The 21,128-nt window shown below is 25.9% G+C and carries 16 protein-coding genes; all 16 read right to left on the reverse strand.

Annotated elements, in window-relative coordinates:
- Positions 1–144: 144 nt before the first annotated feature.
- The gene (recG, locus tag ACMX2D_RS02700; protein WP_414972607.1) at positions 145–2,172 is read right to left on the reverse strand and encodes an ATP-dependent DNA helicase RecG; all 2,028 of its coding nucleotides are present in this window, start codon (positions 2,170–2,172) and stop codon (positions 145–147) included.
- A gap of 37 nt (positions 2,173–2,209) precedes the next feature.
- Complete coding sequence (locus ACMX2D_RS02705; RefSeq protein ID WP_414972608.1) at positions 2,210–3,832, reverse strand: DAK2 domain-containing protein; 1,623 nt, start codon at positions 3,830–3,832, stop codon at positions 2,210–2,212.
- Positions 3,833–3,841: 9 nt separating this feature from the next.
- Complete coding sequence (locus ACMX2D_RS02710) at positions 3,842–4,195, reverse strand: Asp23/Gls24 family envelope stress response protein (protein ID WP_009448525.1); 354 nt, start codon at positions 4,193–4,195, stop codon at positions 3,842–3,844.
- A 70-nt stretch (positions 4,196–4,265) separates the two neighbouring features.
- Positions 4,266–5,630 carry an MATE family efflux transporter gene (locus tag ACMX2D_RS02715; protein WP_414972609.1) on the reverse strand — a complete coding sequence of 455 codons (1,365 nt, stop codon included), beginning with the start codon at positions 5,628–5,630 and terminating at the stop codon, positions 4,266–4,268.
- A 147-nt stretch (positions 5,631–5,777) separates the two neighbouring features.
- Entirely contained in the window at positions 5,778–7,802 is a 2,025-nt protein-coding gene (locus ACMX2D_RS02720; protein WP_414972610.1) for a bifunctional 4-hydroxy-3-methylbut-2-enyl diphosphate reductase/30S ribosomal protein S1, read from the reverse strand.
- Positions 7,780–8,370, reverse strand: coding sequence for a lysophospholipid acyltransferase family protein (locus ACMX2D_RS02725; RefSeq protein ID WP_009449118.1), 591 nt, complete (start codon positions 8,368–8,370; stop codon positions 7,780–7,782). The genes ACMX2D_RS02720 and ACMX2D_RS02725 overlap by 23 nt, the downstream gene beginning before the upstream one ends.
- A complete protein-coding gene (gene cmk, locus ACMX2D_RS02730; protein WP_009449003.1) occupies positions 8,363–9,019 on the reverse strand; it encodes a (d)CMP kinase in 657 nt (218 codons plus the stop codon). Before cmk ends, ACMX2D_RS02725 begins: the two co-directional genes overlap by 8 nt.
- 2 nt (positions 9,020–9,021) lie before the next feature.
- Entirely contained in the window at positions 9,022–10,242 is a 1,221-nt protein-coding gene (locus tag ACMX2D_RS02735; protein ID WP_414972704.1) for a BaiN/RdsA family NAD(P)/FAD-dependent oxidoreductase, read from the reverse strand.
- Positions 10,243–10,470: 228 nt separating this feature from the next.
- The gene (gene rpmB, locus ACMX2D_RS02740) at positions 10,471–10,677 is read right to left on the reverse strand and encodes a 50S ribosomal protein L28 (protein ID WP_009372827.1); all 207 of its coding nucleotides are present in this window, start codon (positions 10,675–10,677) and stop codon (positions 10,471–10,473) included.
- An 84-nt stretch (positions 10,678–10,761) separates the two neighbouring features.
- Entirely contained in the window at positions 10,762–11,820 is a 1,059-nt protein-coding gene (locus tag ACMX2D_RS02745) for a hypothetical protein (protein WP_414972611.1), read from the reverse strand.
- A 17-nt stretch (positions 11,821–11,837) separates the two neighbouring features.
- The gene (gene ligA / locus ACMX2D_RS02750) at positions 11,838–13,820 is read right to left on the reverse strand and encodes an NAD-dependent DNA ligase LigA (RefSeq protein WP_414972612.1); all 1,983 of its coding nucleotides are present in this window, start codon (positions 13,818–13,820) and stop codon (positions 11,838–11,840) included.
- Between the two features lie 2 nt (positions 13,821–13,822).
- Positions 13,823–16,075, reverse strand: a complete 2,253-nt coding sequence (locus tag ACMX2D_RS02755; protein WP_414970657.1) for an ATP-dependent helicase — start codon at positions 16,073–16,075, stop codon at positions 13,823–13,825.
- 58 nt (positions 16,076–16,133) lie between these two features.
- On the reverse strand, positions 16,134–17,378 hold the full coding sequence (locus ACMX2D_RS02760) for a CdaR family protein (RefSeq protein ID WP_414972705.1): 1,245 nt from the start codon (positions 17,376–17,378) through the stop codon (positions 16,134–16,136).
- Positions 17,353–18,315 carry a diadenylate cyclase CdaA gene (gene cdaA / locus ACMX2D_RS02765; RefSeq protein WP_414972613.1) on the reverse strand — a complete coding sequence of 321 codons (963 nt, stop codon included), beginning with the start codon at positions 18,313–18,315 and terminating at the stop codon, positions 17,353–17,355. Before cdaA ends, ACMX2D_RS02760 begins: the two co-directional genes overlap by 26 nt.
- 188 nt (positions 18,316–18,503) lie before the next feature.
- The gene (locus ACMX2D_RS02770) at positions 18,504–19,451 is read right to left on the reverse strand and encodes an ABC transporter ATP-binding protein (RefSeq protein WP_414972615.1); all 948 of its coding nucleotides are present in this window, start codon (positions 19,449–19,451) and stop codon (positions 18,504–18,506) included.
- Complete coding sequence (locus tag ACMX2D_RS02775) at positions 19,423–21,069, reverse strand: ABC transporter permease (RefSeq protein WP_414972617.1); 1,647 nt, start codon at positions 21,067–21,069, stop codon at positions 19,423–19,425. The genes ACMX2D_RS02770 and ACMX2D_RS02775 overlap by 29 nt, the downstream gene beginning before the upstream one ends.
- Positions 21,070–21,128: the final 59 nt, after the last annotated feature.

Consider the following 21,128-nt stretch of genomic DNA (forward strand, 5'->3'; position numbering starts at 1 on the left):
AATACTTTAAAATTAAAAAAGTTTAATTTTTTTACTCATAATAACCACCACCATATTTTTTCTTTTATTATATCACATTAAATAAATGAATTCAATAATCATTACTATAAATTATATAAAAAAAGACAAACAATAATGTTTATCTTAATTCATAATTATATTTTTACTTAGATTTTGGATAAACTCGTCAACATTTCTTTTTACAACTTGATTTTCTTCTTTGTCAAAATTAAAATCATCCTTCAAAATCTCATCAACATATTTTATAGCAGATTTTAAAAGCTCATAATCTTTTTGGATATTTAAAATTTTAAATCTGGCTTCTCCTGATTGACGATATCCAAGTATATCGCCATATCCTCTTAGTAAAAAATCTTGTTCAGAAATATAAAAACCATCATTTGATGAACACATTATATCCATTCTCTTTTTTACATTTGTACTTTTATTATTACTAACTAAAATGCAAAAACTTTCATAATTTCCTCTTCCTATTCTTCCTCTTAGTTGATGTAATTGACTAAGACCAAATCTTTCTGCATTGTAAATTACCATTATATTTGAATTAGGAACATTAATTCCAACTTCTATTACAGTAGTTGCAACTAGAACTTTTATTTTTCGGTTTTCAAAATTTTTCATTATCCTATCTTTGTCAACGGGTTTTATCTTCCCATGTATAAACTCAATTCCAACGTCTTGAAAATATCTTTCTTTTAGACGTTCATATAAATTTATAACTGACTGTAATTCCAATGTATCGCTCTCATCGACAAGTGGACAAATAATATATGCCTGACGTCCTTCTGATATATGTTTTTTTATAAAATTCATATATCTTTCTTCATAATTTTCATCCACAAAATAAGTATTTACCTTTCCTCTACCACTAGGCAATTCATCAATAGTAGAAATATCCAAATCACAGAACATAACAAGACCAACAGTCCTAGGTATAGGAGTTGCACTCATTACTAATATATCCGGATTTTTTGATTTTTTAGAAAGTAAAAGTCTTTGTTTAACACCAAATCTATGTTGTTCATCCGTAATAACAAAACCTAAATTCTTGTAAACAACTTTTTCTTGAAAAACAGCATGTGTACCAATTATAATATCAACTGCTCCATTTTCAATCTTTTCTCTAATAACTTTCTTTTCCGATTCTTTTAAACTTCCAACTAACAACTCAACTTTTATATTATATTTTGAAAAAAGTTTTTTGGCACTTTCATAATGCTGTCTAGCTAAAATTTCAGTCGGAGCCATTAAAACTGATTGAAATCCATTTTTTATAACATTAAACATAGCAATAAAAGATATAATTGTTTTTCCACAACCTACATCTCCTTGAACTAATCTATTCATTTGCTTATCGCTAGTCATATCTCTAAAAATATCATCTAAAACTTTATTTTGTGAATTTGTCAATTTAAAACTCAATGATTTTATAAAACCAAATGTTTCATCTTTTATCTCAAATTTAATAGCATCCTCATTATTTCTCTTTAATTTTTTCATAGAGAGTTGAAAGTAAAAAATCTCATCAAATGAAAGCCTTCTTTTTGCTCTAATAAAACTTTCATTATCTTTTGGAAAATGAATATTTCTAATTGCAGTATCATAACTTTCCAATTTCAATTCTTTTAAAATATTATTCGGTAACTTTTCTTCAAAAAAAGAATTACTATTTAATAAATTTTTTATAATCTTTACAATGTCTAAGTTAGAAATTCCTTTACACAGATGATATTGAGGAATTATACTTCCAACAACATTCGTTTTATTTTGCATTGTAGGAGCTTGAATTTCCACATTTTTTCCAAGCAACTTTACTCTACCATACATTTCATATACATTATTAATCTTTAAATTTTTTGAAATAAAAATATTATTAAAATATACAATTGTGCAATAATTCATTTCTTCATCCATTGCTAAAAATTTTGTAACTCTAATATTTCTTTTCTTTCTATTTTCCATTAAAGAAATAATTTTTAATCTAAATGAGTAACTTCCTTCATCTGTAATTTCAGAAATTTTTTTAAATCTTGTAGTATCAATATAAGAATATGGATAATACTCTAATAAATTATTTACTGTAAAAATTCCAAGTTTATTTAAAAGAGATAATTTTTTCTCTCCTATACCTTTAATATCTTTTAATTCCATAATTATCCTTACAAAAAAAGTCCTTACGGACTTTTCTTTATTCAACTGAAATTAAATAATAATACAATGGCTGACCACCATATACCAATTCAACTTCAACATCTTCATATTTTTCTTCAACAATTTTTGCTAATTTATTAGCATCTTCTTCTTTTACATCTTCCCCATAATAAATACTTACTATAGAAGAATCTTCATCAACAAGTTGATCAATAAGTTTTTCAAAAGTATCTTCTATTTTCTTTTCAGAAATTGTAATTTTATTTTCATTCAATCCCATGAAATCATCTTTTTCAATCCTAACACCTTCAATTTCAGTATCTCTAAGAGCATAAGTAATTTGTCCTACTTTTACATTTGAAATTGCTTCAGTCATAAGTTCAATATTTTCTTCAACAGATAAAGATTCATCAAAATTAAATAATGAACTAAATGCTTGAGGGATTTGTTTTGTCTTTATCACATGAAGTCTTTTTGTAGAGATTTTTGCAGCTTGTTCAGAAACAAGTATTATATTACTATTATTTGGAAAAACAAAAATATCATCAGCATTAATCTTTTCAACTGCATTTAAAATATCTTCAGTTGAAGGATTCATAGTTTGTCCACCTGTAATAATTTCATCTACACCCATACTCTTAAATATTTCATCAATTCCTTCTCCTGTTGAAATAGAAATAAAACCATATTTTTTATGTTCTTTAACTTCTTCAGAATGTTTAGCTTCTGCAACTTCCTTATCAGTATGATGTAAATGATTATGTTGTCTTCTCATATTATCAATTTTTAAGTCATGTAAAGGTCCAAATTCTAAAGCCCATTCAATAGCTTGACCAGGATGATTTGTGTGAACATGAACTTTTATAATATTATCACCTTTAACAACAATTAAAGAATCTCCAATACTTGCTAGTTTATCTCTTAAAATTTCATATTCTTCTGAATCACTAGTAACCATAAATTCAGTACAATATCCAAATTTTATATCTTCATCTTGTTGAGCAGCTAAATGTTCAATTCTTGCAGGCTTATTGAATTCATAATTATTTTTAATTTCAACAATTTCATCACCTAAAGCACCTTCTAAAAGATACATTAATCCACGACCACCAGCATCAACTACTTCTGCCTCTTTTAAAATAGGTAGTATTTCAGGAGTTTTTTCTAAACTTCTAAAACCCTCTTTTAAAATTTCTCTGCAAAATTCAATTTCATCGTCATAATTTGTATAATTAGCCTCAGCAAATTCTCCCATTTCTCTTATAACAGTAAGAATTGTTCCTTCAGTAGGTTTAATAACTGATTTATATGCTACTTTATACGCATTTACAAAACAATCTTTAATTGTTTCTACATCAAAGGTAACACTTTCTTTGCTTCCTAAATAAAAGCCTCTCAAAATTTGAGATAAGATTACTCCTGAATTTCCTCTTGCACCCATCAATGCTCCATCACTAATTGCTTTTGTAACATCAGCACAAGTATTAATTTTTGAATTTTCTAAATTTTTTATTGCTGATTTCATAGTCAAAGACATATTAGTACCTGTATCTCCATCTGGAACCGGAAATACATTTAAGCTATTAACTATCTCTTTATTTGATTCAAGATAATTACGAGCTCTTACAAATGTCATTTGTAACTGTTCACTATTTATCATAAATTCCTCCTAATTATCTTCTAATTTAATTCCATGTACATTAACATTAACTTTTTTAACTGTTAGTCCTGTCAAATTTTCAACATTATATTTTACATTTTCTATTATATTTTCACAAACTGTTGATATTTTTATTCCGTATTGAATAACAATATGTAAATCTATAAAAATATTATTTTCTTTAATTACAACATTAACACCCTTACCTAAATTATCCCAACCTAAAAGTTGATAAATTCCATCTTTAGGAGAAACATTAGCCAATCCGCTAACTCCATAACTTTCTCTTAACACATTAGCTACGATTGTTTTAATCACAGTGGGATTAATAGAAACTTTACCTAATTCATTATTAAATTCCATAAAATACCTCCTAATTTATACATAAGTATATAGATTACTATATCAAATTTTATCAAAAAAATCAAGATTTTTATATATCTTTAATTGCAGATTCCCATTTTACTTTCATAACAAAAAAGAAAAATATAAATGCTGCCATACAGTTTGAAAATAAATTTCCCCAAAAAATAGAATATACTCCTAAATACTTTTCAGTAAAAATAATAAAAACATATCTTAGTAACCAAACTCTCATTATTCCAGTTAATAATGGCATTTTTGTTCGTCCAAGACCAATAAAAACTCCTTGTTCAACTGTAAATATCCCAAAACCTATTACTGAATACATATAAATTGTTAATGCCTTATTAGTTATAGTAGTAATTTCCGGATTTTTTTGGAATAATTCTACAATATAAGGATTTAAAGGTGTAAAAATAATAATTATTGCAAAAACAATTATTAAAGAAAATAAAATACCATAATAAAATATCTTTTTTGCATTCTTTGAATTTCCATTTCCTATATTCATACTTATCATTGTAGTAACTGTAGTTCCTACACTTGTTGGTAATACGAAGTATATTGAATTTATATTTGATGCAATTGTAGAAGCATTAAGTGCAATAGATCCATATTTTACAACTTCTTTATTAATTAAAAAGAATCCTATATAAACTAAAATATATGATAAAACACTTGGAATAGCTAAATTCATCGTCTTTTTAATAAAATTTAAATCAAATTTAAAATTTTTCATAGAAAGTTGCATATCCGACTTTTTTATAAATAAATCATAATACATCCAAATACCAATTAAAAAGTAAGACATAAAAGATGCAGAAACTGCTCCAAAAACTCCCAAATTCAAAATTGATAAAAAGACAGTATTAAAAATTATCTTAAAAACTAATAAAATTATCATACGTAAAAATGGAGCTTCAGGATGTCCAGTTCCATTTTTTATAGAATTAAAAATAGATGCCATAAATAAAAAAGGTAAAACAAAAGAATAAAGTCCCAAATATTGAAAAACATGTGCAGAAAGTTCCGCATTAACTCCTCTTGATATTACATACGATAAAATAATACATAAAGGTGAAAGTAATAGTCCTATCACAAAAGATAAAACTAAAATTTGGACTGATGCTTGTTTAGTTTTCTCAATATCTCCTTTTCCATACATTTGCCCTATTATTGCCGAAGCAGCAACACTTAATCCTTGTGAAAAAGCATTTAATATATTTATTACAGACTGTGAAAAACCAATTGCTCCTGCAATAACATAACCAGCTTTATTATTTAAAAATAATCCGTCTGTAATTGGAATTAAAGATTGCACTACTCCCATCATAAATATAGGAATAGTCAAAATAAAAATTGTTTTCATAACATTTTCACTTAAAATCATATTTCGACGTTCTTCAGAACTTTTATTTAAAAATTTTATATTCATAATAATCACTCCAATTAGATTATATACCTTAATATATATTTTTTCAATCCACAATGCTTATCATCCAATAGGAAATACAAAAAAATTTTTTTCATTAAAAATAGCTGTCGATTTTTCGACAGCTATTGAAAATTAATATTCAAATTTTTATAATTCGATATCAAGTAAAGCACCAATTGAGTTATCTAATTCTTGATTTTCAAATTTTGTTTCTTCTTGTTCTTCTTCAACAACAGCTTCTTGTTCTTGTTGTTCTTCTTCAACAGTTTCTACAACCGGCTTTTCAAGAAGTTCTTTTATAGATAAAGATATTTTTTGATTTTCTTCATCAATGTTGATGATTTTTACTTCAACTTCATCTCCAATATTTAATACATCTGATGCTTTTTCAATATGATCATGAGAGATTTGTGAAATATGAACTAAACCCTCAACATTTTCTTTCAATTTAACAAACGCACCAAAATCAACAAGATTTATAACTGTTCCAGTTACAACATCTCCAACAGAATTATTTTCTAAGAATAATTCAAATGGTTTCTTTGTCAATTGTTTTAAACCTAAAGAAATTCTATTTCTTTCTCTATTAAGTTTTAAAATAACAACTTCAACTTCATCTCCAACAGATAAAATATCAGAAGGTTTTTTAATTCTATTCCAAGAAATATCTGAAACATGAATTAAACCGTCAACATCACCTAAGTTAACGAATGCTCCAAAGTCAGTTAATTTTCTAACAGTTCCTGTTAAAACATCATCAACTGATAATTTACTCCAAGCCAAGTCTAATTTTTCTTGTAATTCTTTTTCTTCAACTTCTCTTCTTGAAAGAACAACTTTTTTCTTTCTTTCATCAATATTTATTATTGCACATTCTAATTTCTTACCAATATATGGTGTAAAATCTTTTACGAAGCTAGTTGTAATATGACTTGCAGGAATAAAAGCATTAATACCATCAACAGTAGCTAATAGGCCTCCTTTAACTTCTTTTACTACTTCAGCTTCTACCAACTCTTTATTATTGAATTTTTCAACAAGATTTTGCCAATCTTTCAGTGATTCTACTCTTCTAGTTGATAAAACTACATTACCTTCTCCGTCATCAAGTTTAATTACATAAACGTCAATTTCTTGTCCTTCATGAAATAAATCTTTAGGTTTTTTAGTAATGTCAGAAGATAACTCATCAAGTTTAATAATCCCATCACTTCTATAACCGATATTTACCATAACTTCAGTTTCAGTAACATAAATTATAGTTCCTTTAACTACGTCTCTTGGATAAATTTTCTTAATACTCCCTTCTATTTGTTCCATAAATTCATCCTTGCTTAAAATTTCCATACCTTCAACTACCTCCTCTATTAACCAATCCGGAGTTGAAGCGCCGGCGGTTAATCCTATTTTCTTATATTTTACCATATCTTTCAATGGTAAATCTAAAAATGTTTCAATCCTATATACATATTTACAATGCTTTTTAGCTACATCATAAAGTTTATTTGTATTTGAGCTACTGTATCCCCCAATAACAATCATACAATCTACTTTTTTAGAAATTTCTTCGCAAGAATTTTGTCTTTTTGAAGTTGCATCACAAATTGTATTTTCAATTATAACATTTTCATTCCTATCCTTTATTATATCAGAAAATTGAAAAAATTTCTCTACTAAATTGGTCGTTTGTGAAATAATATATAAATTTTTTTTGTTTTTTATCATTTCTGCTTCTTCTTTTGTGTTTATTACACAATATTTTTCACCACAATACCCAACCATAGCTTTAATTTCCGGATGATTTTTATCTCCGATAATTATAATTTCATATCCATTTTCAACTTTTTTTTCAATTTTTCTATATATATTCAACAGAACAGGACAAGTACAATCAATACATTTATGTCCATATTCTATCATTTTTTTCTTAATACTTGGATGTATTCCATGAGAACGCAAAACAATAGTTCCTTTTGTTTCTTTCTCAAAATCATCTATTACCTTAAGCCCCTTTTTATCAAATCTTTCCACAACTTGTGGATTGTGAATTAATTCTCCATAGGAATACACTTTTTCATCATTTTGTTTTTCATTTAAAGTATTTTCAGCCAATTTTACAGCCCTTTTAACTCCAAAACAAAAACCCGCATTATTTGCTACATAAATCTCCATATCTTCCTTGATAAATCTTATAGAATAATTCCTCCGTTAATTTATCAATAGCCTCCGAATCCTCCATATTTTCAAAATTACTAATTTCAATCATAGGATAAATATCAACAGTTATTTTAGAAAAAATTTTGTATGTTCCCTCAATATGAATTGGCAAAATATTTACTTTATTTTTTAAAGCAATTAAGGCAACCCCTTTTTTCATATTTTTTATATCAATAGTTTTAACTCTTGTTCCTTCAGGAAAAATTCCTAAAATATTTCCTGATCTAATAACTCTAAAACAAGATTTTATAGCTTTTAAATCAGTATTTTCTCTATCTATAGGTATAACTCCTAATTTAGTAAAAAATTTTGCTGATAATTTTTTTTCAAAAATTTCTTTTTTCGAAAGAAAAAATATTTGTTTCTTAGTTAATGTTGCTAGAATAACAGGATCAAAAATATGAGTATGATTCGCACTTATTATAATCGGCTTATCATCTTTTAAATTTTCAATTCCATTTACTCTTACTCTATAAATTATTTTTATTAGAACAGAAACAATAGCAAGTAAAAATTTATACATTATTTTCTCCTCTAATATATGATAAAAATTCTAAAATTGTTTCTTTAAGTGTCTTATCTGTAGAATCTATTTCAATAGCATCCTTTGCCTTTTTTAAAGGAGAAGCTTCCCTATTCATATCATCAAAATCTCTTTTTTCGATACTTTCTCTAACTTGTTCCAAATTAAGACCTTTTTTTCTTTCACTTTGCAAAAATCTTCTTTTTGCTCTCTCTTTTGAAGATGCTGTCAAATAAAATTTAAAATCTGCCTTTGGAAATATTATAGTTCCAACATCCCTACCATCAAGAACACAACTACCTTCCATTCCTATTTTTCTTTGTATAGCTACCAAATGATTTCTAACATAATCATAACTTGAAACTAAAGAAGCCCCTTTTGAAATTTCATCAGTTCTAATTTCTTTTCCTAATTTTACACCATCTACATAAAGATAATTTGATTTGTAAGTAAAGTCTGTATTTTCAAGAATTTCTTTAATTTTTTCATGATTATCTAAAGGAATATTATTAGAAATTAGTTTATAAGCAATTGCTCTATACATTGCTCCAGTATCTATATAATTAATCTTTAAAATCTTAGAAAGTTTTTTTGCGATGGTACTCTTTCCAACTCCTGAAGGTCCATCTATTGCTATAATATAATCCATAATTACTCTCCTTCTATACAAGAAACTCCGGCTAAATGCCCGGTTGAAAATGCAATGGTTAAGTTATATCCTCCAGTATTAGCATCAACATCTAAAAGTTCCCCTACAATATATAAATTTTTTATTAGCTTACTTTCCATAGTAGAAGCATTAACTTCCTTTACTGAAACTCCCCCAATAGTAATAATAGCTTCACTTAGCGGTCTTAAGCTCTTAAAATTAAACTCTAAATTTTTAATTGTTTCAACCAGTTTTTTTCTATCTTCTTTACTTAATTGATTAACTTGAATTTCACCATTAACTTCGGATTTTTCTAAAACAAGTTCAACCATTGAGCCAATTAACACATTTAAAAGTACATTTTTTAAATTTTTATTTTTATTTTGATCAAATTCTCTTAATAATCTAAGATCTAAGGTATGTTGATCAAGTTTTGGTTTTAAATCAATAGAAACTATATAATCTTTTGAATTATCAAAATACTTACTTGATTTTAAAACAATTGGTCCACTAAAACCTGTATGTGTAAAAAGCATTTCTCCAAACTCAGAATGTATCAATTTTCTATTAGTATTATTAATCTTGAAATCTACAAATTTTAAACTTACTCCTGAATATTTTCTAATATTATCTTTTACATCAATTCCTACAAGACCGGCTTTTAAATCTGTAATTGTATGCCCTAATTTTTTTAAAATCTCATGTCCTTTCCCTCTTGAACCTGTAAAAGGATATGATTTTCCTCCTGTCGCAAATACAACTTTATCAAAAAGACCATAATCTTTATTGCAAACTAATTGAAATTTATCACCAATAAGTTTAACGTCTTCTATTTCAGTATTTAAAATAATCTTAACACCTTTAACATTTAGTGCTTTTTCTAATGCTTTTATAACATCACTTGATTTATCCGAAAGAGGAAAAACTCTTCCTCCACGTTCAACTTTTGTCTTTAACCCATATTCGTCAAAAAATTTTAGTATATCTTCATTAGTATATGAATATAAACTGCTATATAAAAAGTTTTTATTTCTATTTATTTCATCAAAAAATTCATAAATTTCTTTTGAATTTGTAATATTACATCTTCCTTTTCCAGAAATATAAATTTTTTTCCCAATTTTTTCATTTCCATCAAATAAGAATACATCGTTATTCTCATTTTTTGAAAAAATGGCACTCATAATGCCAGATGCACCTGCACCAATAACTGCTATTTTTATAAAATCACTACCTCAAACTTAATAATTTACCTCATATAAGTATAAAATATTTTTTGCAATTAGTCAAATATTTTTATTAATATTTTTGAGTTTGTTTATTTAAAACAATATTATTTAAATGTAATAATAAGTTATATATATTATATTAAATTTCTCATATAAAATCTTTTAGTAAAATAATACAAAAAAATAGGAAGATAAATATCTTCCTAAAAATTTTATAAATAATTATTCAGCTGAAGTAAATGAAGGTCTTTCAACAAAACCACTCTTCAAACATGTAGTACAAACATTAATTCTCTTTACAGAACCGTCAACAACAACTCTAACTTTTCTAATATTTGCTCCCCATGATCTACTGCTCTTTCTATGTGAGAAAGTTACTTTATTTCCAAATAATTTAGTTTTATCGCAAATTGCACATCTTTTTGACATTTTCATACCTCCTTTTACAAACTCAAATTTAGCATAAGTATTATACCATAGATGACTTGCATTTGCAAGTCTTAAAAAAATTATTTAGTCATAATATTTGTTTTCAATATACAAATTATTATCCTTATAAACAAGTTCTATTGGCTCATTATACATTTTTGCTATTTTTCTAAGTCTATCTGAAAAAACTTCTATTCCACTAAACCTATTTACATTTATAAAATTATCAACCATATATTGTACTTTTTTATCATCTGATATATTAAAAAAATCTATCGAACTGTTAATTTTTTTACCAAATCCATTGAAAATTTCCGAAACTTTTTTACCTATATAGTTATCTTTATCAATAATATTCTTTACATCATCATAATGTTCACCATATATATTTTTATATTCTCTAGATTCAAATTCTATATTTTTAATATGTTCATTAAAATATTCTAAATTAACATTTTCAATAAATAAAATTTTTAAAAATAAAGAAAAAGAATAATTATATAGCGCTAACCTATATGCTCCAAAAATTCTATTAATTTCAAAAATTTTTTCATTTAGACTCATTTTTTTATTATTTACAAAAAAATCTTTTATTTTCCATTTATAAAATGAAATATCTTTAATCGAATTTCTATAAATTTCATTAATCATTATAACTTCAGAATTTCTAAATATTTGGTTATCATAATTATAATAAAAATCTTTTAAACTTTTTAATAGAATATCTGAATCTGCTTTAAGTTGTGATATTTTATCCTGTTCTAAAAAATTTAATATTTCTTTTTGAGTCCTTTGAATAGTATCCAATTTTTTATCAATACACTTTAAAACAATTGCTACTATTATCATTGTATAATTTATATTTGATGGAATTAATCTAGCCTGTTCTACAATTTTACCATCCTTTAAAACAGACCCATAAAATCCGCCTTCTTTTGCTTTCATCAATTCCCCACCAGATTTCATAGTAACTCTAAATAGCCCTTTTTCTCTTATTGAAGAAGCAATAATACCGGCTATTGATACATCACTTAGAGAAATCTTTGAGTATTTCCCAACATCAAAATATTTGTTTTCTTCTTCTGAAAACTTTTTAATATCTAGCAAAACTTTTGTAATTTCGTTTTTGTTATTTTCATCCATAATAACCCTCCCTATTTTTATCTTATCTTCTCCAAAAATATTTCAAGTTCATCTTCTGATATTATATTAATTCCAAGCTCTTGAGCTTTTTTTAATTTTGAACCAGCCTTTTCTCCAACAACTAAAAAGTCTGTCGATTTGGCTACTGCAGATTGAACTATGAGTCCATTTTGAGAAAAGATATCTTCCAAATCTTTTCTCTTGTAATTTTCAAAAGTTCCTGTTATTACTATTTTCTTATCAGTAAATTCACTTTTTGAAATTTCTTCATAAGGAATTACTTCTATTCCTTTTTCAAGTAATATATCCAAAGCATCTTTGCTATATTCATCATTAAAAAATTCAAAAATAGAATTTGCCACAATTTCTCCTACATCATTAATCTGTAGTAGTTCTTCAATAGTTGCTTTTCTTAAATTATCTAAATTTTTATACTTTTTAGCTAAATCTTTTGCAGTTTTAATACCAACATTTTTAATTCCAAGTGCATAAATAAAATTTTCAATATTAACTTTTTTACTATGTTCTATTGAATTTAACAAATTATTTGCCTTTTTTTCTTTGAATTTATCTAATGTTAGAAGTTCATCATATTTTAAGTCATATATTTTATAGACTTTATCTACTCCTAATTTATCAAACAATGATTCAATAGTCTTTTCACTTAGTCCTTCTATATTCATTGCATTTTTGCTTGAAAAATGAACAAGTGAAGAAGTTAATTGTGGCGTACAGGCAAGTGTATTTGTGCAGAAAAAATGTACTCCATCTCTAATTAATTCACTATTACAATAAGGACAATGTGTTGGCATTTTTATTTCCATCTCATTTTCATTATTCTCATCCATTGTTCCAAGAATTTCAGGAATAACATCATTTGAACGTCTTATCAAAACTCTCGAATTAATTTTTACTCTTTTTCTTAAAATATCATCATAATTATTTAAAGTTGCCCTTTGAACAGTTACATCACCTATTTCAACTGGTTCTAAAATTGCCGTTGGAGTGACTTTTCCCGTTCTACCTACATTCCATATAACTTCTTTTAAAATTGTACTATATTCTTCGGCTTCAAATTTATAAGCTATTGCAAATCTAGGAAATTTATTTGTATATCCAAAATACTCTCTAAGTTCAAAATCATTAACTTTAATTACAACCCCATCAGTTAAGTAATCAACTTTTTTTCTTAATATATCTATTTCGTTTATTTTATCTTTAATTTCATTCATATTATGACATTTTTTTTCATATCCATTAACTTTAAATTTATTATCTTTTAAAAATGAAATCATTTCTTCTTGAGTTTTGAATTGTTCATCAGACTTAAATCCAACATTATAGATAAAAGCATCTAAATTTCTACTTGCAGTTTTTTTAGGGTCCAAATTTCTAATCGCTCCTGCTGCAGCGTTTCTAGCATTCTTTAAAGGTACTTCTGCAGTCTCATTATATTTTGATAGAGCAGAAAGAGGCATAATAGCTTCTCCTTGAATTTCAACTAAACCTTTATAGTCAATTTCAAGGGGGATACTTTTTATTGTCTTTACTTGTTCAAAAACTTCTTCTCCATATACTCCATTACCTCTAGTAGATGCAGAAACTAAAATTCCTTTATCATAAGTCAAATTTATAGTTAATCCATCAAATTTAAATTCAACATAATACTCCAAAGTCTTTTTCGTGTTATTTATAGAATTGTATTCATTCAAAAGTTTTTTGCATCTATTATGAAACTCTTCAAGCTCTTCAAAACTTTGAGCCTTTTGTAAACTATAAAGTTCTTTTAAATGTGTATGTTTTTCAAATTTTTCTAAAACTTCTCCACCTACTCTTTGAGTTGGAGAATTTGGTAAAATTACGCCTGCTTCTTTTTCTAATTTTAGAAGTTCATCATAGAGTTTATCATACTCAGCATCACTTACAATAGGTTCGTCTAAAGTGTAATACTGATATGCCCAAAGATTTAATTTTTCTACAATTTCTTTCATTTTATCCATAATTAAGCCCTCTTTATACGCTTGTCTTTCTTTAAATCAAACAATTTAATTCCTTCTCCATCAAACGCAACCATAAGCATTACTTTTGTTCCAGCCTTTTCACATTTTATAACAGTTCCCATACCATATTTTTCGTGTATAATCTTTTCTCCAACTTTATAAATATCTTTAGATGAAGTTTTAGTTGGTTTTTGATAATGATTTAATGGTTTGTCCAGTTTTGTTCTGCCTAAATCTGAATTAGAAACATAAGTTCTGGAATAATCTGTATAAGCATCATTTCTAATTTTTGAAGTAGCAACTCTTTCTTCGTCAAAATTGAATTCAAGATTAATACTTTTGTCATCAACATAATTTATTATTTCATCAACAAAACTTGAAACTCTATAAAGATTTAATTTTCCATACATAGTCATACTCTTTGTAGATGAAATAAAAAGTTTTTCCTTTGCTCTAGTTATAGCAACATAAAATAAACGTCTTTCCTCTTCAAGTCCATCATCTCTCTCTTTAACCGACCTTTCACTCGGAAATATTCCTTCATTCATTCCGATAATAAATACAACCTTATATTCAAGTCCCTTTGCAGAATGAATTGTAGTTAAAGTAACAGTTTCATCTACATCTTCTGTCTTATCTATATCTGATAAAAGGCTATTTGTTTCAAGATATTCTAGTAATTTAACTCCTTTATAGTTATTAGAAATTTCTTCTAAAAACAAATTTATATTTTCTGACTTTTTTTCAAAGTCTTTTTTTTCATTATCTCTTAAATAATCTAAAAACTTAATAGTATCTAAAAGCTCTTTAACTAAGATTTCTATATCTGTATCTTCAACACAGGTGATAAAACCAAAAATCATATCTCTAAAATCTTCGAATTCTGTTCTTAATTTTTTACTTATAGATTCTAAAAATTCATTTCTAAAAAGTCCATCAAAAAGACTTATATTTTCTAAATTGCAATAATCCTCCAATTTTTGTAAACTCACATTCCCTATAGAACGCTTAGGATAATTGATTATCCTTCTAAAAGCATTATCATCTTTGGGATTTGCAATTAGCTTTAAATAAGCTAAAATATCTTTTATTTCTTTTCTGTCATAAAACTTAAGTCCACCGACCATTTTATATGCAATTGAATTTTTTCTTAGAGCATTTTCAATGGCAAAAGATTGAAAATTTGCACGATATAAAACTGCGATATCTGATAAATTATAACCTTCAAAAATCAAATTTGAAATATTTTGCGCAACTTCTATTGCCTCATAATTTTCGTTTTGATAGCTTTTATAAATTATTTCATCTCCGCCCTCTTTTTTAGTCCAAAGATTTTTTTCTTTTCTATTCACATTATTCTTTATAAGTTCATTAGCACAATCTAGAATCTTCTGTGTTGAACGATAATTTTCTTCAAGTAAAATTATTTTTGAATTAGGAAAGTCATTTTCGAAATTCAAAATATTTGAAATATTTGCACCTCTCCAACCATAAATTGATTGATCAATATCTCCAACAGCACAAACATTTTTATATTTTGATGCTAAAAGTTTTATAATTTCATATTGAGCATCATTTGTATCTTGATATTCATCAACATAAATATGTTTAAACTTCTCAGAATAGTAATCTAAAACTTCAGGACATTTTTTGAAAAGTTCAATTGTTTTAAAAATAAGATCATCAAAATCCAAAGCATTATTTTTAATTAAAATCTCTTCATATTTTTTATAAATCTTTTCCACTACATCAGTACTATTTCCAAAAGAAAAATACTTTGTAAAATCACCAGGTTTAACATTTTTCCCTTTAGCATCGCTTATAATTCCAATAACAGCATTTTTAAATTCTCCAAGAACATTTTCCCAAATAGGATTTTGTTTAAAAATTTCCTTCAAAACTAATTTTTGATCATCTCTATCATAAATTGTAAAATTATTTGAATATCCAATTTTTTCTATATTAAACCTTAAAATTTTAGAGCAAATTGAGTGAAATGTTCCAATCCACATGTTTGAAATATCTCTTTGAAAGATATTTTCTATTCTCTCTTTCATTTCTTTTCCCGCTTTATTTGTAAATGTAATTGCTAAAATTTCATATTCACTTACATTTTTTTCCAAAACCGCATAAGCAATTTTCGTAGTCAGCACTTTTGTCTTTCCACTTCCAGCACCTGCAAGTACCAATAACGGAGAACCGAAATGCTCTACTGCTTCTAATTGCCTATTATTTAAACCTTTTAATAAATCCATACATAACCTCATTAATATCTTTAAAAAAGCAATGGAATTACCATTGCTTTTTTAAAATTTATTTTTCAATAGCTTGAACAATATCATTTGAAATTTTTACAATTTCTATATTTTCAATATTTTTAGCTTTTATTTGAACATTTTTTCCAATATCATCTTTTTTTATCGAAACATAAAGTTCTATTAAATCTGCACTAAGATTTGCTAAATCTGATTCATAACCTTTTACAGTAACTTTAACTTTATCTTGTAAACCTTTTAAAATAACAGCTTTTCCAGTTTCATTTTCTATTACTATATTTGAAGTATCTACTTCTATTGTCTTTTCAATCTTTTTGTCTACATCAATATTAATAACTACTCGAAGATCATTATTTACTAATGTAACATCTGAAGGCAATTCCAAATTAAGACTATATGAACCAGATTCCTTTATTTGTGATAAATCAAAAGGTTTAGTATTTATCTCTGAAATTTGTTCTAAACTTGTTAAATTTCCAACTATGGAAACTACATTAGGAACAATATTCTTTTTTAAAATTTTGACATCACTAGGTGCTGAATTTATCTCAACTAATTTTATTGGCACTTCTTTAAAGTTCTTAAATCCAATAGAGACATTTGTGTCGGTTTTACTAATATGAACTTTTTTAACTTCCTGATTTGACTCATCTACAGGAATAATTTTAGATTGAACGACTTCATCACTATCCTTATTGGTAACATCAACGACACAAACAACTTTTTTTACTTTATTTACATAACTTACAGGTCCACTAACAGTAACTTCAGAATCCGCAGGTTCTTTTATAGCAACTACTTGATTTTTATTTTTTATCTGCCCTACAGTTTCAACCTCAACTTTATAAGTCTTATTTATTTCTTCGTCCAATGTTACAAGTAAATCATTCTCTGAAGCAGATTTAAACTGAACATTATACGGAACTTTATAATTAATTGAAAGTCTATGAGATCCTGAATAAATTGCATTTTGCATATTAACTTCAGCAACAATATCACTTTTATTTACAGAATAAACATCACTTCTTTTTCCTGTTATTGTAACTGTAACTGTCGGATTTTCAGGACTAATTCTAACAAGTTTTTTGGAATCCGGGACAGATTGATTTTTAAAACTTATAGGAACATCATTAAATTGTCTCGTAACCACAGGATTAACTCCTCCAATAACGAGAAACCACATAACAACTCCAACCGCCAATGAAATCAATTTTAACTTAAAATCTTTTTTTATTGATTCTGCTATACTCTTTATATTAATCTTTTTTAACAATTTTATCACCTTGATTTTCAACAATTTCACTAACTTCTTCTTTTATATCTTCAATAATTTCTTTTTTAACTTCTTCTTTAAGTTCTTCCTTATTTACTACATCTTCTGTTATTTCTTTGTTTTCAAATAAATTTTGGAAGATTTCTTTAAAAGTACTAGTATTTTTTTCTTCAATAACAAAATTTTCAACTAAATAGTTCATCAAATACTCTTTTGAAACATCTCTTTTAATCTTAGCTTTTTCACAGATAGAAACATATCCAGTTTCTTCACTTACAACTATTACAATAGCATCAGATTTTTCAGAAATACCAATTCCAGCTCTATGCCTAGTTCCAAGCTCCATTGAAATTTCTTTATTATCTGTTAATGGTAAAAAACAAGAAGCTGCAATAATATGATCATGACTAATAACTACGGCTCCATCGTGTAATGGAGTATTAGGAATAAATATGTTCATAAGTAATTCATAAGAAATATCAGAATTAATAGAAATACCTGTTTCAATTATATCTCTAAGTCCTGTTTTTCTCTCCAATACCATCAATGCACCAATTTTCTTATCCGATAAAGAATAAGTAGCCTTGACAATTTCTTCAATTACATTGACATTACTACTTGAAACTTCAAAATTTACCGGTTTTAATAACTTATTATTTCCAATATGTTCCAAAACTCTTCTAAGTTCAGGTTGAAATACTATTAAAATAGCTATAAAACCAACAGTAACGGCATTATTCAAAATCCAACTTATTGTATAAAGTTTAAAAAACTCACTAAGTTTTGATGCTATAAAAATAAATAAAATTCCTCTTATAAGTTGAGTTGCCCTTGTTCCTCTTATCAAAGAGAATAACTTATAAAACATAAAACTTACTAAAAATATATCAATAATATCTGTTATCCTTATAGTTGATAACAAAAAAAACATTTTGTCTAAACCCATAAAATCACATCTTTCTAATTTTTATAATTTCCATATTAATTATAATATAATATTAACTAAAATTCAACTTTTCAATAATATTAAAAAATTAGCTAAAGAAACTTCTAATAAGAACCCCTCCATTCCACGATGCTTCGCATCGGGTGGGATCCGGGAACCTTGTTGTTTCACAATAAAAAAACTTTCAATTAATTTGAAAGTTTTTGTAATTCATATTCTATAAAAACATAATCTCCAATATTTTTCTCTTTTCCTGTATTTAATTCTATGACTTTTAAAATTTTTTCATTATTTCCCTTTAATTTTAATTGATATTCTATAAATGCTCCTCTAAATTGTTTTGCAAAAATCTCAGCAGGATTTTCAGTTTCATATTCAACTATTTTTATTTTTTCAGGTCTTATGAAATTATCATCGTCTATTTTATTTGAATTTCCAATAAAGGAGAGTGAAAACTCACTATTAGGAGAATTGTATAATTCAGTAGCTGTTGAATTTTGAATTATTTGTCCATCATTCATTAAAATAACTTTATCAGCCATTGTAAAAGCATCTTCTTGGTCATGGGTTACCAATATTGTGGTCATTTTAAAATATTTTACAAGTTTCTTTATCTCATTTCTCATTGTAATTCTTAAGTTTTTATCAAGATTTGAAAATGGTTCATCAAGCAAAATTAATCTTGGACTTATTACTAAACTTCTAGCAAGTGCAACTCTTTGCCTTTGCCCACCAGAAAGTTCATGAATTTTTCTGAATTCATATCCTTCAAGTCCAACTATTTTTAAAATTTCCATAGACTGTTTTACTCTATCATATTTTTTTACATTTCTAAATTTTAAACCATAAGCTACATTTTCTAAAACATTTTTATTACTAAAAAGTCCATAGGACTGAAAAACAGTTGAAACATTTCTCACTTCAGGATTTAATGAACTTATATCTTCTCCATTTAAAATTATTTGACCGGAATCATTTTTAATAAATCCTCCAATTGAATTTAAAATTGTAGTTTTCCCACAACCCGAAGGACCTAATATACATAGAATACTACCTTCATCAAGTGAAAAGTTTACATCTTTTAAAACTTGTTTTTCCCCATATGTTTTACATAAATTTTTTACTTCTAAAAACATAAAAATCTCCTATTTTATTTAAAATATAATTAATCAACACAAATAGCAAACTAAAGCTTAAACAAATCATAATTATCAATAGAGCCATTACTGAGGCTATATTATATTTACCACTGTTTATAACATCAAACATAACAAGAGTTAAAACCTTTTGTGCTGGATAAACTATAAAAATAATAGAACCTACAGTAGTCATTGTGCTGTTAAATCCATTTATCATACTTATAACAAAATTATTTCTAGTATGAGGTAAAATAACATCTTTAAAAATAAAGAACTCATTTGCACCTAAATCTTTTGCACTTAAAATTTGATTTTTATCTATTATTTCCAAACTTGAACTAAATACTTTTGTAGAAAAAGGAAGTTGTTTAAATGTAACATTTAATATTACAATTAAAGCGGTTCCCGTAATATAAATTGGATAATTATTAAAAGCTAATATATATCCTATACCAAAAAATGTTCCAGGTAACATATATGGCATTGTTGCTATAAAATCAAATATTTTTAAAAATCTTACTTCTCTAATATGAATATAATATTGAAGTAATAATCCAATTAAACTTCCAAAAAATGCAGATATTAAAGAATAATAAATACTTCTAAAAACTGTTTTATCTATATGATTCTTTATTTCAAAAAAATGTTCAAAAGTAAAATATATTTTTCCTTTTGAATAATCTGTAAAAGCAGATAATATTATTGAACCATACTGTAAAATTAATAAAGCCAAGAATAGTGTTGATAATAAAATAGTAAAAGAATATATAACTCCTTTTTTATCAATATTTACTTCAGATATATTTGAGCCAAAATTCGTATTTGAAATTATTTTTGAATTTTTAATGTAAAATATAAATGTAAATATAACCGGAATACAAAGTATTATATTCATAGCTCCTGCCTGAACAATATTTCCATCAGAAATAAAAACATTATAGGATTTCGAAGCTAAAGTTTCAAAAGAACCACCTATAATTAAAGGTGTTGAAAAATCCGCAATACTTCTTATAAAACTTAAAATTGCAACAACTTTAATACTTGGTAATAGTTGAGGTAAAATTATATCCAAAATTATACTATTTGTCTTTGCTCCAAGTGACCTTGCACTATTTATCTGTTCCTTATCAATGTTATCAAGTGTAGAAATAATCATTAGAGCACTTAAAGAAATAAGCCCAATACTTTGCATTAGAATAATTCCAAAAGGTCCATATGCATTCAATGACAAATTAAAAATATCATGTGTTATAAATCCTCTACGTCCAAATAGTTTTATATAAGCTAGAGATGAAACAAAAGGTGGTGATATCATTGTAATCATTAAAATAAATGAAATCAATCTTTTAATACTCTTTTTTATGCTAAAACAAAATACTCCTATAGAAACTGATACAATTGTTGTAAGTATAGTAGCAAAAAATGCTACAAATAATGAATTATATAAAAGTTTACTCTGTGTTCTTAAAAAAATAAATCCTTCTAAAGAAAATTTTCCACCAATAAAAAAAGTAGAAATAAAAACTTTTAAAAAAGGAAACAAAATAAAAGTAAATAAACAAAAAACCAAAGTAAGAATAATAAATATATCTATAAATTTAAAATATTTTTTCATAACTATAATTAATTAAAAAGGGAGATTTCTCTCCCATTTTTATTGTAAAATAACATGCC

It is taken from the genome of Parvimonas oralis (assembly GCF_047608425.1).
Classification (GTDB): Bacteria; Bacillota; Clostridia; order Tissierellales; family Peptoniphilaceae; genus Parvimonas.